Consider the following 15,439-nt stretch of genomic DNA (forward strand, 5'->3'; position numbering starts at 1 on the left):
ATCCACCGCTATCGGGGGCAAGCCCCCTCCCACATTTTTGACCCAGTGTTGCCGACTGGATCAGGCGGCGATCGACAACTTCAGCTTGTTCATCGCGCTTTTCTCAAGCTGGCGAATCCGCTCGGCCGACACGTTGTACTTCTGCGCCAGGTCGTGCAGCGTGGCTTTTTCTTCCGCCAGCCAGCGCTGGTAGAGGATGTCACGGCTGCGGTCGTCCAACACTTCCAGCGCTTCGTGCAGGTTGTGGTTGGAGTTGTCGCTCCAGTCGGCGTCCTCCAGCTGACGCGCCGGGTCATACCGGTGGTCTTCCAGGTAGTTGGCCGGCGATTGGAAGGCGCTGTCGTCGTCCGCTTCGGCGGCCGGGTCGAAGGCCATGTCATGGCCGGTGAGGCGGCTTTCCATCTCGCGCACTTCACGCGGTTCCACACCGAGGCTTTCGGCCACACGGTGGACTTCCTCGTTGTTCAGCCACGCCAGGCGTTTTTTCTGGCTGCGCAGGTTGAAGAACAGCTTGCGCTGGGCCTTGGTGGTCGCGACTTTCACAATGCGCCAGTTGCGCAGGATGAACTCGTGGATTTCCGCCTTGATCCAGTGCACGGCAAACGACACAAGGCGCACGCCCATTTCAGGGTTGAAGCGCTTTACAGCCTTCATCAGGCCGACGTTGCCTTCCTGGATCAGGTCAGCCTGGGCCAGGCCGTAGCCGCTATAGCTACGGGCGATATGTACGACAAAACGCAGGTGGGCGAGCACCATCTGCCGAGCCGCCCCCAAATCCTGCTCATAGTAGAGACTCTCGGCCAGTTCACGCTCCTGCTCCGGTGTCAGCAATGGAATGCTGTTGACCGTATGCACGTAGGCTTCCAGGTTCGCACCCGGGACCAAGGCATAGACAGGTTGCAAAGAAGTGGTCATACGAAAAAACCTCCGACTCACATAACTCGTGCAGTTCAGCACTGCGAAAATTGACCGGGAACCGTAGGACAAGTTCCCTAAACCACTGATACGGTCAATACAAACGAAACCACATTACCCAGACATTAACTACTTCGGTGCCAGCTCACGCAAATGCCGTGCGACTGCAATCCAAGCACCGATATACCCCAACAAGACCGCGCCAAGCAAGAGTGAAAATCCATCAGCAACCGGCACGCCGGCCAAGGCAAAATCACTGCCGTACAAGCCGGCCAGGCCGACAACCGCGTCGTTGAGCCAGTTCAAGCCGAACGCCAGTACGCCCCAGGACAAAACCCCGGCACCGAAGCCATAAAGCGCGCCCATATACAGAAAAGGCCGACGCACATAGCTGTCCGTGCCGCCGACCAGTTTAATCACTTCTATCTCGGTGCGACGGTTTTCAATATGAAGACGAATGGTATTACCTATCACCAAAAGTAATGCAGACACCAACAGCACGGTCAGGCCGAACACAAAACGGTCGCCCAGCTTGAGAATCGCGGCCAGCCGCTCTACCCAGACTAGATCAAGTTGCGCCTGTTGCACCTTGGGCATCTCTGCGAGTTTTTGTCGCAGGGCTTCCAGCGCCGTCTTGTCCACTTCGTTTGGCGTGACCAGCACCACGCCTGGCAGCGGGTTCTGCGGCAACTCCTTGAGCGCCTCGCCCAGGCCGGACTGCTGCTGGAACTCCTCAAGCGCCTGGTCACGGCTGACGTATTCGGCATCCGCCACGCCAGGGATGTTCTTGATGTCGTCGCGCAGCGCTTCGCCGTCCTGGGTGCTGGCATCCAGGTTCAGGTACAGCGAAATCTGCGCCGCACGCTGCCAGGAGCCGCCCAGGCGTTCCACGTTATTGAGCAGCAGCGACAAGCCCATCGGCAGGCTCAGGGCCACGGCCATCACCAGACAGGTGAAAAAGCTGCCGATCGGCTGCTTGCCCAGGCGGCGCAGGCTATCGAGCAGGCTGGCGCGATGGCTTTCGATCCACGCACGCAGCAAGGTGCTGAAGTCGGGGCCGTCGTCTTCGTCGTGTTTTTTCTTTTTCGGTTGCGGGTCGGCGGGTTTCGGCGCTACGCGCTCGGAAACCTTGGGGCTGCGGGTAGCACTCATACGCCGGCCTCCCCGTCACCGATCAGGCGGCCACGTTGCAGGGTCAACATGCGATGGCGCATGCGCGCAATCAGCGCCAGGTCGTGGCTGGCGATCAGCACGCTGGTGCCCAGGCGGTTGATGTCTTCGAATACCCCCATGATCTCGGCCGCCAGGCGCGGGTCGAGGTTACCGGTGGGTTCGTCCGCCAGCAGCAAGGCCGGGCGGTGGACGATCGCGCGGGCAATACCGACACGCTGCTGCTGGCCGGTGGACAGGTCGCCGGGGTAAAGGTCGGTTTTGTCCGACAGCGCCACGCGCTCCAGGGCCGAATCCACACGCTTGACGATTTCGGCCTTGGACAGCCCGAGAATCTGCAACGGCAGGGCAATGTTGTTGAACACGGTGCGATCAAACAGCAACTGGTGGTTCTGGAACACCACGCCGATCTGGCGGCGCAGGTATGGAATCTGTGCATTACTGATGGTGGCCAGGTCCTGGCCGGCCAGCAGCAGCTTGCCGGTGGTCGGGCGCTCCATGGCCAGCAGCAGGCGCAGCAACGTGCTTTTACCGGCGCCGGAGTGACCGGTTACAAACAGAAACTCGCCGCGACGCACTCGAAAGCTCAGCTCATGCAAGCCCACATGCCCGTTGGCATAGCGTTTACCGACCTGTTCGAATCGAATCATGGACGCTCCCGCTCGGCAAACAGTGCCTGTACAAAGGGTTCGGCTTCAAAGGTGCGCAGGTCATCGATGCCTTCACCGACGCCGATATAACGAATCGGCAACCCGAACTGTTTCGCCAGGGCGAAGATCACGCCGCCCTTGGCCGTGCCGTCGAGCTTAGTCAATGCCAGGCCGGTCAGTTGCACCGTCTGGTTGAATTGTTTGGCCTGGCTGATGGCGTTCTGGCCAGTACCGGCGTCAAGCACCAACAGCACTTCGTGCGGGGCGTCTGCGTCAAGCTTGCCGATCACGCGGCGGACTTTCTTCAGCTCTTCCATCAAGTTGTCTTTGGTGTGCAGGCGACCGGCGGTGTCGGCGATCAGCACATCGATATTGCGCGCCTTGGCGGCTTGCACAGCGTCAAAAATCACCGAGGCGGAATCGGCGCCGGTGTGCTGGGCGATCACCGGGATCTTGTTGCGCTCACCCCACACCTGCAGCTGCTCCACGGCAGCGGCGCGGAAGGTGTCGCCGGCGGCGAGCATGACTTTCTTGCCTTCCGACTGCAGCTTCTTGGCCAACTTGCCGATGGTGGTGGTCTTGCCGGCACCGTTGACGCCAACCACGAGGATCACGAACGGTTTTTTCGGCGTGATCACCAGCGGCGCTTCCACGGGCTTGAGCATCGCAGCCAGCTCGGCCTGCAAGGATTTGTACAAAGCGTCGGCATCGGTCAACTGCTTGCGCGCGACCTTCTGGGTCAAGCTCTGGATAATCACCGCAGTGGCTTCAACGCCCACGTCGGCGGTCAGCAGGCGGGTTTCGATGTCTTCCAGCAGTTCGTCATCGATGACCTTTTTGCCGAGGAACAGGCTGGCCATGCCTTCGCCGATGCTGGCGCTGGTTTTGCTCAGGCCTTGCTTGAGACGCGAGAAGAACCCGGCCTTGGTTTCGACGGGCGCAGCAGGCTCTTCGATGACCGCAGGAGCAGCAACCACTGCAGCGGCCGGTGCAGGCTCCACCACCAAGGGCATTTCGACCACGACCGGTTGCGGCTCGACAACCACCGGGATCGGCGGCGCCACATGCTCGGCCTGCACGTCTTCAACCAGCGCCACAGGCTCTTCGGCCACCGGCAGTTCCGGCCAAGGCTTAGGTTCGGGTTCGGGTTCGGGTTCAGGCTCGGCGGACGGCTGCAGCACCGGCTCGGCCATCGGCAACACCACCGGTGCCGGCGTTTCGGCAATCGGTTCGGCTTCTACTATAGGCTCGGGGGTCGGTTCGGCTTGAACCTGCGGCTGTTCGACGACGGTTTCCTGCGGCTTTTTGCGCAGCCATCCGAACAGGCCTTTCTTCTCGCCAGCCGCAGCTGGGGTCTTCTTGTCGTCGTTGGAACCAAACATGGAGACGGCTATCTCAAGGTAGCGACGCGCCAAGGGGCGCATCGGTAAATAAAATTCGATGCGTAACAGACTGTTTTTTAGCCAGCTCGTTCATGCGCAACATTTTGTAAGGCCAAATTGGGCCTCATCAAGACAGCCGCAGTGGCCGTCCCTAAGTCGGATCAGTATCCTAGCACCTCCTCGCCCGCCGACGCTAAGACCAAGCGGGCAGCCCAACAGGTTTAAAAACGAATGAATGCTCTAGCCCGCCACGCCGCAGGCCTGCTGCTCAGCACAGTTTGTCTGCCTCTTTCAGCCTTGGCTGCCGATCCACAACCCACCCATGAATTCACCCTGGATAACGGCCTCAAGGTGGTCGTGCGCGAAGATCATCGCGCGCCGGTGGTGGTTTCCCAGGTTTGGTACAAGGTCGGTTCGAGCTACGAAACCCCGGGCCAGACCGGTTTGTCCCACGCCCTGGAGCACATGATGTTCAAGGGCAGCGCCAAGGTCGGCCCCGGCGAAGCCTCGCTGATCCTGCGCGACCTGGGCGCCGAAGAAAATGCCTTCACCAGCGACGACTACACCGCCTACTACCAGGTATTGGCCCGTGATCGCCTGGGCGTTGCCTTTGAGCTGGAAGCCGACCGCATGGCCAGCCTGCGCCTGCCGGCCGACGAGTTCAGCCGTGAAATCGAAGTGATCAAGGAAGAACGCCGCCTGCGCACCGACGACAATCCGATGTCCAAGGCCTACGAGCGCTTCAAGGCCATGGCCTACCCCGCCAGCGGCTACCACACGCCGACCATCGGCTGGATGGCGGACCTTGAGCGCATGAAGGTCGAAGAGCTGCGTCATTGGTATCAAGCCTGGTATGTGCCGAACAACGCCACGCTGGTGGTGGTGGGTGACGTGACGCCGGACGAGGTGAAAAACCTCGCCCAGCGCTACTTCGGCCCGATCCCCAAGCGCGACGTGCCGCCGGCCAAGATCCCGATGGAGCTGGCCGAACCCGGCGAGCGCCTGCTGACGATGCATGTGCAGACCCAGTTGCCGAGCGTAATCCTGGGGTTCAACGTACCCGGCCTGGCCACCGCCGAAGACAAACGCTCGGTGCAAGCGCTGCGCCTGATTTCGGCACTGCTGGATGGCGGCTACAGCGCGCGTATTTCCGAGCAGCTGGAGCGTGGTGAAGAGCTGGTGTCAGGCGCCTCCACCAATTACGACGCTTATACCCGTGGCGACACGCTGTTCATGCTGACGGCCACGCCGAACCAGCAAAAGAAAAAGACCATCGCCCAAGCCGAAGCCGGCCTGTGGCGCCTGCTGGACGAATTGAAAGCCAAACCGCCGAGCGCCGAAGAACTCGAACGCATCCGCGCCCAGGTCATTGCCGGCGTGGTCTATCAGCGAGATTCCATCACCAGCCAGGCCACGGCCATCGGCTCGCTGGAAACCGTAGGCCTGTCCTGGAAACTCATGGACACCGAATTGGCCGACCTGCAAAGCGTCACCCCGGACGATATCCAGAAGGCCGCCCGCACCTATTTCACCCGCGAACGTTTGAGCGTCGCTCATGTTTTGCCTGAGGAGACCGCTCATGAGTGATCGCAAAAGCAGCCGCTTGATCTTCCCCGTGCTGGTTGTCGTGACGCTGGTTGCGGCGAGCGCCGTATACATTCTGCGTCCGGGCGACTCGGTGGCCAGCCAGGCGCTGGACAAGGCCCAGTCGAGCAACACGCTGCAATCCCTGGCAGAGCTGGACGGCAAGGCGCCGACCAACCGCAAGCTCGACGTGCAAACCTGGACCACCGCTGAAGGCGCCAAGGTGCTGTTCGTGGAGGCCCATGAGCTGCCGATGTTCGACATGCGCATCCTGTACGCCGCGGGCAGCAGCCAGGATGGCAACGTGCCAGGCCTGGCGCTGATGACCAACGCGATGCTCAACGAAGGCGTACCGGGCAAGGACGTCAGCCAGATCGCCAGCGGCTTTGAAGGCCTGGGCGCCGACTTTGGCAATGGCGCTTACCGCGACATGGCCCTGGTGTCCCTGCGCAGCCTCAGCGACATTGATAAACGCGAGGCAGCCCTGGCGCTGTTTGACCAGGTGATCGGCAAACCGACCTTCCCTGCCGACTCGCTGGCACGGATCAAGAACCAGATCCTCGCCGGCTTCGAGTACCAGAAGCAAAACCCGGCCAAGCTGGCCAGCCTTGAACTGTTCAAGCGCCTGTATGGCGACCACCCTTACGCTCACTCGAGCGAAGGCACGGCCGACAGCGTTCCAAAGATTACCCTCGCGCAATTGCAGGCCTTCCACGCCAAGGCCTACGCGGCGGGCAATGCGGTGATCGCCGTGGTCGGTGACTTGACCCGCGCCGAAGCCGAAGCCATGACGGCCAAGGTGTCGGCGTCGATGCCCAAAGGCCCGGCGCTGGCCAAGATCGCCCAGCCGACCGAGCCCAAGGCAGGCCTGAGCCATATCGAGTTCCCGTCCAAGCAGACGCACTTGCTGTTCGCGCAATTGGGCATCGACCGCGCCGACCCGGACTATGCCGCCTTGTCCCTGGGCAACCAGATCCTCGGCGGTGGCGGTTTCGGCACCCGCTTGATGAGCGAAGTGCGTGAAAAACGCGGCCTGACCTACGGCGTGTACTCCGGTTTCTCGCCGATGCAAGTGCGTGGCCCGTTCATGATCAACCTGCAGACCCGCGCCGAAATGAGCGGCGGTACCCTGCGCCTGGTTGAAGACGTGCTGGCCGACTACCTCAAGACCGGCCCGACACAGAAGGAACTGGATGACGCCAAGCGCGAGCTGGCCGGCAGCTTCCCGCTGTCCACGGCGAGCAATGCCGATATCGCCGGCCAGTTGGGTGCGATGGGTTTCTACAACCTGCCGCTGAGCTATCTGGAAGATTTCATGAAACAATCCCAGGCCCTGACCGTAGAGCAGGTCAAGGCTGCATTGAATAAACACTTGAGCGCCGACAAGATGGTCATCGTGACCGCCGGCCCGACGATTGCGCAAAAGCCACTACCGCCCCCCACTGATAAACCTGCCGAGCAGCCGCTCGGGGTTCCGGAGCATTAATGGCCAGTTCATCTCGCCCGAAAAAACCTGTCCACAACGTGCATAACGGTGTGGGCCAACTGCGCATCATTGGCGGTGAATGGGGCAGCCGCAAGCTGAGCTTCCCCGACGTCGTGGGCCTGCGCCCGACGCCGGATCGCGTGCGTGAAACCCTGTTCAACTGGCTCGCACCCTACATCGCGGGCGCCAAGGTGCTGGACCCGTTTGCCGGCAGTGGCGCGCTGTTCCTGGAGGCGCTGTCCCGTGGCGCGGCCCAGGCCCAGGCGCTGGATGCGAGCAATGTGGCAGTGTCCAGCCTGAAAGAACACCTGGGCACCCTGCGCTGCACCAACGGCCAAGTGCAAACCGCCGACGCACTGCGGTACCTGGAAACCCAGCCGGCCAGCGAATACGACGTGGTGTTCCTCGACCCGCCGTTCAACCAGAACCTGTTGCCGACCGTGTGCACGTTGCTGGAAGAGCGCCAATGGCTGGCGCCTGATGCGTGGATCTACACTGAAAGCGAGACCGCACCGTCGTCGCTCGGCCTGCCTGGCGCCTGGCGCCTGCACCGCGAGCAGAAGTCCGGTCGGGTGTATTACGCGTTGTGGCATCGCCTGGTCGAAAACGCTGCGTAAGCGGGCTTGATGTGGCGAGCGGCCTCGCCACAACAAAGCCTGATCGCCACAGAGATCCGCATGACACCGTCCTCCAAACTGTTCACCCCCGCCTTCGGCCTCGGCAACCCCCATCTGCAAACGCTGTGGGGACCGCTGTGGCGCCCGACCACGCATATCGAACGCCAACGCGAACGCCTTTGGCTGGAAGACGGCGACTTCCTTGACCTCGACTGGCATGGTCCCCATGACGTGCAAGCGCCCTTGGTGCTGGTGCTGCATGGGCTGACAGGTTCTTCCAACTCACCTTACGTGGCCGGGCTGCAAAAAGCCCTCGCCGCCCAGGGCTGGGCCAGTGCGGCGCTGAATTGGCGCGGCTGCTCGGGCGAGCCCAACCTGCTGGCGCGCAGCTATCACTCGGGCGCCAGCGAAGACCTGGCAGCAGCGATTGCGCATCTGCGCGCCAAGCGACCACTGGCGCCGCTGTATGCAGTGGGTTATTCGCTGGGGGGCAATGTATTGCTCAAACACTTGGGCGAAACCGGCGAAGCATCCGGGTTACAGGGCGCAGCGGCGGTGTCGGTGCCGTTTCGCCTGGACCAGTGTGCGGACCGTATCGGGCTGGGTTTCTCGCGGGTTTATCAAAAGCACTTTATGCGCGAGATGCTGGCGTACATCCGCGTCAAGCAGAGCCGTTTTTTACAGGATGGCCAGGCTGATGGGCTGAAAACCCTGGAGTCACTCGGTTCCCTGGAGAAGATGCGTACGTTCTGGGACTTCGACGGGCGAGTGACCGCGCCGCTGCACGGGTTTCTGAGTGCCGAGGACTACTACCGTCGTGCGTCGAGTCGGTATTACCTGGGTGAAATTCGTACACCCACCCTGATCATCCACGCCGCCGATGACCCCTTCGTGTTCACCCACAGCTTGCCCGAAGCCAGCGAACTGTCGGACTGCACCGAGTTCGAGTTGCTGGCCAAGGGCGGGCACGTGGGGTTTGTGGATGGCTCGCTAAAGCGCCCGGGTTACTACCTCGAACGCCGGATTCCTCAATGGCTACTGACACAACACGGTTAAAACTGTGGGAGCGGGCTTGCTCGCGAATGCGGTGGTTCAGTCAATGAAGTGTCGACTGACACTGCGCCTTCGCGGGCAAGCCCGCTCCCACAGTTGATTGGGTTTACCGGCCTGACATCTCAGTCGCCAGTTGCAACTTCCCGCGCCGGATCGTTAATCCACTCGCTCCACGACCCCGCATACAGCTTGCCCAACGGGTAACCTGCCAGGCTCAGGGCAAACAGGTTGTGGCACGCCGTCACCCCCGAACCGCAATACGCCACCAGCTCATCCGGCGAGCGGCCCTGCAACTGCGCGGCAAAACGCTGCTTGAGCTGGTCTGCCGGCAGGAAGCGGCCGTCACTGCCCAGGTTTTCATTGAAGGCCGCGCACTGTGCACCGGGAATATGCCCGGCAACCGGATCGATCGGCTCCACTTCGCCGCGAAAGCGCGCCTGGGCACGGGCATCAATCAGGGTCAGGCCGGGCTGGCCCAGGCGTTTTTGCAGGTGTTCGGCATCCAGCACCAGGCGGTTGTCCGGCGTCCCGGCGAAGGTACCCGGCTCGACCACCGGCGCGTCCAGGCTCAGCGGGAAGCCGGCGGCGTGCCAGGCCTTGAGGCCACCGTCCAGCACAAACACGCCATCACGCTTGCCCAGCCAGGCCAGCAGCCACCAGGCCCGGGCGGCATAGGCGCCAGGGCCGTCGTCATACAGCACGATATCGGTGTCGGCGTTGACGCCCCAGGCGCGCAATTGCCGGGCGAAGGTGTCCGCCGCTGGCAACGGGTGACGGCCGGTTACGCCCTTGGTCACCGGGCCGCTGAGATGGCGCTCGAGGTCGGCATATTGCGCACCTTCAATATGCCCTTCGGCATAGCTGCACAGCCCGTAGTCCGGGTCTTCCAGTGCAAAGCGACAATCCAGGATCACCAACCCTGCCGACCGCTGGCGTTCGGCCAATTGCTGGGGGCTGATCAGTTGGGCAAGCGGCATGACGGACTCCTGTGAACAGATTCGGGAAAGGTCCTACTTCACTTCTTCCAGTGCCTGATTCAACGGCACGTAAAACTCTTTGAACAAGGCATCCACTGCCTCTTTTGCCTGGGGCGTGACAAACCCCGCCTCCAGCACCAGCACCTGGTACACCCCGCGCTTGATCGCTTCGGCGCTCAACTGCGCGGAGTTTTCGTTGGTGGAGCACAAAAAGCGCACCCACGACGTGAGGATGATCCAGGCATTGAGGGTCAGGGCTTCGGTTTGCACCGGGTCCATCTTGAGAATGCCGGCATCGACAAACCCTTGGTAGATGGCATTGCCCTGAACCAGGCAGCGCTGGGAAAAACGCCGGTAGCCCGTCGCCAGCTCCGGGTCGCTTTCCAGCAGGTGTTCAAGGTCGCGGTGCAGGAAACGGTAGCGCCACATGCCGGCCAGAACGGCCTGCAGGTAAAAACGCTTGTCTTCGACTGTCACCGCGCGGCCTTGGGGCGGGCGCAGAAATGTGTCGACCAGGGCTTCGTATTCACGAAACAGCACGGCGATGATCGCCTGCTTGTTGGGGAAGTGGTAGTACAGGTTGCCCGGCGAAATTTCCATATGGGCGGCAATGTGGTTGGTGCTCACACTGCGCTCGCCCTGCTGGTTAAAAAGCTCCAGGCTGGTTTGCACAATGCGCTCGCTGGTCTTTACTCGTGGTGCCATAGGGGATCAGCTTCTGAACACGTGATGGGGCATCTTACGACCTATCCTTGCCGGGATAAATCTGCACGTTGCTGCAATGTCATTTGACAATTTAGAGCAATGACTCTAAAAATCCACGCAGACCTATAACAATCGGGAACTGCGCCATGTCTGCCAACATTGCCTATCTGCAAGATTCCCAGGCGCTGGATCAGCTCCAGGACCTGTTCGACGCCCAACGCCGCGCCTACGCCGCCAACCCGATGCCGCCGGCCGCGCAGCGCCAGCAATGGCTCAAGGCCCTGCGCGACGTGCTCAGCGACGAACGCCAGGCGCTGATAAGCGCGATCAGCCAGGACTTCAGCCACCGCAGCGCAGACGAAACCCTGTTCGCCGAACTGATGCCCAGCCTGCATGGCATTCACTACGCCAGCAAACACCTCAAGGGCTGGATGAAACCTTCGCGCCGCGCTGTAGGCATCGCCTTCCAACCCGCTTCGGCCAAAGTGATCTATCAGCCGTTGGGCGTAGTCGGGGTGATCGTGCCCTGGAACTACCCGCTGTACCTGGCCATCGGCCCGCTGGTCGGCGCGCTGGCGGCCGGCAACCGGGTGATGCTCAAGCTCAGCGAATCCACGCCCGCCACCGGTGAGCTGCTCAAGACCCTGCTGGCGAAAATTTTCCCCGAGGACCTGGTGTGCGTAGTGCTGGGCGAAGCCGACGTCGGCATGGCGTTTTCCAAACTGCGCTTCGATCACCTGCTGTTTACCGGCGCGACCAGCATCGGTAAACATGTGATGCGCGCCGCTGCCGAGCACCTCACGCCGGTGACCCTTGAGCTGGGCGGCAAGTCGCCGGCCATCGTGTCCGCCGACGTGCCGCTCAAGGACGCCGCCGAGCGCATCGCCTTCGGCAAAGCCTTGAATGCCGGGCAAACCTGCGTGGCGCCGGACTACGTGCTGGTGCCGGAGGACCGCGTCGAGGGTTTCGTCGAGGCCTACTCTCAAGCGATCCGCGGGTTCTATCCGACCTTGAATGACAACCCGGACTACACCGCCATCATCAATGAGCGGCAGCTGGCCCGGCTGAATGCCTACGTCAAAGACGCCACGGACAAGGGGGCCACCCTGGTCCCGCTGTACGACCAGGGCCAGGCACGCCGCATGGCCCACAGCCTGTTGTTGAATGTCAGCGATGAAATGACCGTGATGCAGGACGAAATTTTCGGCCCGGTGCTGCCGATCGTGGCGTATCGCGGTATCGACCAGGCCTTTGCCTACATCAACCAGCGCCCTCGCCCACTGGCCCTGTATTACTTCGGCTACAACAAGGACGAACAGAACCGCGTGCTGCACGAGACCCACTCGGGCGGCGTGTGCCTGAACGACACCTTGCTGCACGTGGCTCAGGACGACATGCCCTTTGGCGGCATCGGCCCGTCAGGCATGGGCCATTACCACGGCCACGAAGGTTTCCTCACGTTCAGCAAAGCCAAGGGGGTACTGGTGAAACAGCGCCTGAACGCGGCAAAGCTGATCTACCCGCCTTACGGCAAAGCCATTCAGAAATTGATCCAGAAGCTGTTCGTTCGCTGATTCCGCCACCTTCGGGATAACAATAACAATGAACCCCAGCCTGACTGATTCACCCGCGCTGTCACGGCGCGGCGTCCTGAAAATCGGCCTGTGCGCCAGCGTTTTCCTGGCCACCGCCGGGCTGGGCGCCAGCCTCAGCGGCTGCTCCAGCAGCACTCCCGCCAGTGGCTTTGCCATGCTGCGCAGCAGTGATTTGCCGTTTCTACGCGCCGTGATCCCGGTGTTGCTCGCCGGCGTGGCCAGCACCCAGGAGGTGGTCGCCGGAATCGAAGACACCCTGAAAAAACTCGACTACGGCCTGCAGCACTTGTCGCCGGAGATGTTCAAGCTCACCCAGCAACTGTTCGACGTATTGGGCATGGGCATCACCCGCGGCCCGTTGACCGGCATCTGGGGCAGCTGGGAAAACGCCACCGGCGAGCAGATCCGCAACTTCCTGCACCGCTGGGAGAACAGCTACCTGAACCTGTTGCGCATGGGCCAGGGTTCGCTGCTCAAGCTGGTGATCATGGCCTGGTACTTCCGGCCGCAATCCTGGGCACATTGCGGCTACCCCGGCCCGCCAAAGATTTGATGTGCATCTTCCACAATAAAAACAAGAGACGACCCCGATGCCCGTACCCGATCTGTTCCGCGAAGGCCTGGCCCGTGGCTGGAAAACCCACAATGGCGCCACGCTCGACAATGACCTGACCCTGGAAGCCGACGTGGCGATCATCGGCAGCGGCGCCGGTGGCGGCACTACCGCCGAAATCCTCAGCGCCGCTGGCTACAAGGTCTTGCTGATCGAAGAAGGCCCGCTCAAGACCAGCAGTGACTTCAAGCTGCTCGAAGACGAGGCCTACGCCAGCCTGTATCAGGAAGGCATCGGGCGGATGAGCAAGGACGGCGCGATCACCATCCTGCAGGGCCGCGCAGTCGGCGGCACGACGCTGATCAACTGGACGTCGAGTTTTCGTACACCGGACGCCACCCTTTCCCACTGGGCCAGCGAATATGCGGTGAAGGGCCACAGCAGTGCCGAAATGGCGCCCTGGTTCGAAAAAATGGAACAGCGCCTGGGCATCGCGCCGTGGGCCCTCCCCCCAAACGCCAACAATGACGTGATCCGCAAAGGCTGCGAAAAGCTCGGCTACAGCTGGCACGTGATTCCACGCAATGTGCGCGGCTGCTTCAACCTGGGGTATTGCGGCATGGGCTGCCCGGTGAATGCCAAGCAGTCGATGCTGGTAACCACCATCCCTTCCACCCTGGAGAAGGGCGGCGAGTTGCTGTACCTGGCCCGTGCCGAGCGCCTGGTCTACCAGGGCGACAGCATCAGCAGCCTGGAATGCGTGGCCATGGATGAGCGCTGCGTGGCGCCGACCGGGCGCAAGATCACGGTCAAGGCCAGGCATTACGTGCTGGCGGGCGGCGGCATCAACAGCCCGGCGCTATTGATGCGCTCGGACGCCCCGGACCCGCACTCGCGCGTGGGCAAGCGCACCTTTTTGCACTTGGTGAATTTCTCGGCGGGGCTGTTCGACGAGGTGATCAACCCGTTCTACGGCGCGCCGCAGTCGATCTATTCCGACCATTTCCAATGGCAGGACGGCACCACCGGCAAAATGTCTTACAAGCTCGAGGCACCGCCCTTACACCCGGGGTTGGCCAGCACGCTGTTCGGTGGCTACGGCGAGCAAAACGCCCTGGACATGAGCCAACTGCCCAAGACCCACGCCATGCTCGCGCTGCTGCGCGACGGTTTCCACCCCGACAGCCAGGGTGGCAGCGTAGGACTGCGCGGCGATGGTACGCCGGTGCTCGACTACCAGGTCTCGGACTACGCCTGGGATGGTTTGCGCCGCGCCTTTCACAGCATGGCCGAGATTCAGTTCGCGGCGGGCGCCAAGTCGGTCAAACCACTGCACCACGACGCTCGTTATGTGAACTCGCTGGCCGAGGCCCGCAGCATGATCGAGGGCCTGAACCTGGAATTGCACCGCACAGCCCTGGGCAGTGCCCATGTAATGGGCGGCTGCGCCATGGGTGAAGACCCGAAAAACGCAGTGGCCGACAGCCTCGGGCGCCATCACCAGTTACGCAATCTGTCGATCCACGATGGCTCGTTGTTCCCCACCAGCATTGGGGCCAACCCGCAATTGTCGGTGTACGGATTGACCGCGCAACTGGCGGCAGCATTGGCCGAACGTCTGAAAACGGGATGAAAAAACCCTCGATTCGGCGCATCTATCTACATAAGTCGACTTGGCCGACCGGGATGGCTGCGATACCATCCGGTTCCCCAACGGACTCCGCCAGGACGACGCGATGAACCGAGTGTTGTACCCAGGAACCTTCGACCCGATTACCAAAGGCCATGGCGATCTGGTCGAACGTGCCTCACGCTTGTTCGACCATGTGATCATCGCGGTCGCGGCCAGCCCCAAGAAAAACCCGCTGTTTCCCCTGGAACAGCGCGTGGAGCTGGCGCAAGAGGTCACCAAGCACTTGCCCAACGTGGAAGTGGTGGGCTTTTCGACCCTGCTGGCCCACTTCGCCAAAGAGCAGAACGCCAATGTGTTCCTGCGTGGCCTGCGCGCGGTGTCGGACTTCGAATACGAATTCCAGCTGGCCAACATGAACCGCCAACTGGCGCCGGACGTGGAAAGCCTGTTTCTCACGCCGTCGGAACGTTATTCGTTCATTTCCTCGACGTTGGTGCGTGAAATCGCCGCGTTGGGCGGGGATATCACCAAGTTCGTGCACCCCGCCGTGGCGGATGCGCTGACGCTGCGCTTCAAGAAATAACCAGCCGCGTTCTTATTGTCGCGAGCAGGCTTGCCCTGCGTTGGGGCGCGAAGCGGCGCTGAAACCAAGCGGCTCGGGCTTGCCGGAGACTAAGCGGTGTCTTTATTGGGGCCGTTTCGCGGCCCAACGGGGGACAAGCCCCCTCGCCACAAGGGCGCCAATGCGGCACAATTGCGCGCATTAGTTTTTCAGTTGCCTTGGCTGACAGCCCTGGCAGGAGTTTCCATGTCCCTGATCATCACCGACGATTGCATCAACTGCGACGTCTGCGAACCCGAGTGCCCGAACGCTGCGATTTCCCAGGGCGAAGAGATCTACGTGATCGACCCCAACCTGTGCACCCAGTGCGTCGGCCACTACGACGAGCCGCAGTGCCAGCAGGTTTGCCCAGTCGATTGCATTCCGCTGGATGAAGCCCATCCAGAAACCGAAGAGCAGTTGATGGCCAAATACCGGTTGATTACCGGTAAGGCCTGAAGCTCTTTAGCGCCTGCAAAGGCCGCATCGGGGGCAAGCCCCCTCCCACACTTGCAATG

At 61.8% G+C, this 15,439-nt stretch carries 15 protein-coding genes; 9 read left to right on the forward strand and 6 right to left on the reverse strand.

Features of this window, described 5'->3' with window-relative positions:
- Positions 1–60: 60 nt before the first annotated feature.
- The 4 genes from rpoH to ftsY form a co-directional block, all read right to left on the reverse strand.
- Positions 61–915: an RNA polymerase sigma factor RpoH gene (gene rpoH / locus WBR57_RS02270; RefSeq protein ID WP_017845020.1), complete on the reverse strand. Its 855-nt coding sequence runs from the start codon at positions 913–915 to the stop codon at positions 61–63.
- Positions 916–1,044: 129 nt separating this feature from the next.
- On the reverse strand, positions 1,045–2,067 hold the full coding sequence (gene ftsX / locus WBR57_RS02275; RefSeq protein ID WP_424081727.1) for a permease-like cell division protein FtsX: 1,023 nt from the start codon (positions 2,065–2,067) through the stop codon (positions 1,045–1,047).
- Positions 2,064–2,735 carry a cell division ATP-binding protein FtsE gene (ftsE, locus tag WBR57_RS02280; protein ID WP_017737950.1) on the reverse strand — a complete coding sequence of 224 codons (672 nt, stop codon included), beginning with the start codon at positions 2,733–2,735 and terminating at the stop codon, positions 2,064–2,066. The genes ftsX and ftsE overlap by 4 nt, the downstream gene beginning before the upstream one ends.
- A complete protein-coding gene (ftsY, locus tag WBR57_RS02285) occupies positions 2,732–4,117 on the reverse strand; it encodes a signal recognition particle-docking protein FtsY (RefSeq protein ID WP_424081729.1) in 1,386 nt (461 codons plus the stop codon). The genes ftsE and ftsY overlap by 4 nt, the downstream gene beginning before the upstream one ends.
- A 231-nt stretch (positions 4,118–4,348) precedes the next feature.
- Here ftsY and WBR57_RS02290 point away from each other — a divergent pair, with 231 nt between their 5' ends.
- Genes WBR57_RS02290 through WBR57_RS02305 form a run of 4 tightly spaced genes read left to right on the forward strand, consistent with a single transcriptional unit; the run spans position 4,349 to position 8,860 of the window.
- Positions 4,349–5,704 carry a M16 family metallopeptidase gene (locus WBR57_RS02290; RefSeq protein ID WP_424081731.1) on the forward strand — a complete coding sequence of 452 codons (1,356 nt, stop codon included), beginning with the start codon at positions 4,349–4,351 and terminating at the stop codon, positions 5,702–5,704.
- On the forward strand, positions 5,697–7,187 hold the full coding sequence (locus WBR57_RS02295) for a M16 family metallopeptidase (protein WP_424081733.1): 1,491 nt from the start codon (positions 5,697–5,699) through the stop codon (positions 7,185–7,187). Before WBR57_RS02290 ends, WBR57_RS02295 begins: the two co-directional genes overlap by 8 nt.
- Positions 7,187–7,804, forward strand: coding sequence for a 16S rRNA (guanine(966)-N(2))-methyltransferase RsmD (rsmD, locus tag WBR57_RS02300; RefSeq protein ID WP_424081735.1), 618 nt, complete (start codon positions 7,187–7,189; stop codon positions 7,802–7,804). The genes WBR57_RS02295 and rsmD overlap by 1 nt, the downstream gene beginning before the upstream one ends.
- A gap of 60 nt (positions 7,805–7,864) precedes the next feature.
- On the forward strand, positions 7,865–8,860 hold the full coding sequence (locus WBR57_RS02305) for a hydrolase (protein ID WP_424081737.1): 996 nt from the start codon (positions 7,865–7,867) through the stop codon (positions 8,858–8,860).
- 119 nt (positions 8,861–8,979) lie between these two features.
- Here the strand turns inward: WBR57_RS02305 and WBR57_RS02310 are convergent, their stop codons facing one another.
- Entirely contained in the window at positions 8,980–9,834 is an 855-nt protein-coding gene (locus tag WBR57_RS02310; RefSeq protein ID WP_424081739.1) for a sulfurtransferase, read from the reverse strand.
- Between the two features lie 33 nt (positions 9,835–9,867).
- Positions 9,868–10,539: a TetR/AcrR family transcriptional regulator gene (locus WBR57_RS02315; protein ID WP_424081741.1), complete on the reverse strand. Its 672-nt coding sequence runs from the start codon at positions 10,537–10,539 to the stop codon at positions 9,868–9,870.
- Between the two features lie 146 nt (positions 10,540–10,685).
- Between WBR57_RS02315 and WBR57_RS02320 the strand changes: the two genes are divergently transcribed.
- From WBR57_RS02320 to WBR57_RS02340, 5 genes are all read left to right on the forward strand, one after another.
- Positions 10,686–12,113, forward strand: a complete 1,428-nt coding sequence (locus WBR57_RS02320) for a coniferyl aldehyde dehydrogenase (RefSeq protein WP_424081743.1) — start codon at positions 10,686–10,688, stop codon at positions 12,111–12,113.
- A 28-nt stretch (positions 12,114–12,141) separates the two neighbouring features.
- A complete protein-coding gene (locus WBR57_RS02325; RefSeq protein ID WP_424081745.1) occupies positions 12,142–12,687 on the forward strand; it encodes a twin-arginine translocation pathway signal protein in 546 nt (181 codons plus the stop codon).
- Between the two features lie 37 nt (positions 12,688–12,724).
- Positions 12,725–14,320, forward strand: a complete 1,596-nt coding sequence (locus tag WBR57_RS02330; RefSeq protein WP_424081747.1) for a GMC family oxidoreductase N-terminal domain-containing protein — start codon at positions 12,725–12,727, stop codon at positions 14,318–14,320.
- Between the two features lie 103 nt (positions 14,321–14,423).
- Entirely contained in the window at positions 14,424–14,903 is a 480-nt protein-coding gene (coaD, locus tag WBR57_RS02335) for a pantetheine-phosphate adenylyltransferase (RefSeq protein ID WP_003195136.1), read from the forward strand.
- Positions 14,904–15,128: 225 nt separating this feature from the next.
- Complete coding sequence (locus WBR57_RS02340; RefSeq protein ID WP_017139475.1) at positions 15,129–15,380, forward strand: YfhL family 4Fe-4S dicluster ferredoxin; 252 nt, start codon at positions 15,129–15,131, stop codon at positions 15,378–15,380.
- The last annotated feature ends 59 nt before the right edge of the window (positions 15,381–15,439 follow it).

The organism is Pseudomonas sp. (assembly GCF_049590575.1).
GTDB lineage: Bacteria > Pseudomonadota > Gammaproteobacteria > Pseudomonadales > Pseudomonadaceae > Aquipseudomonas.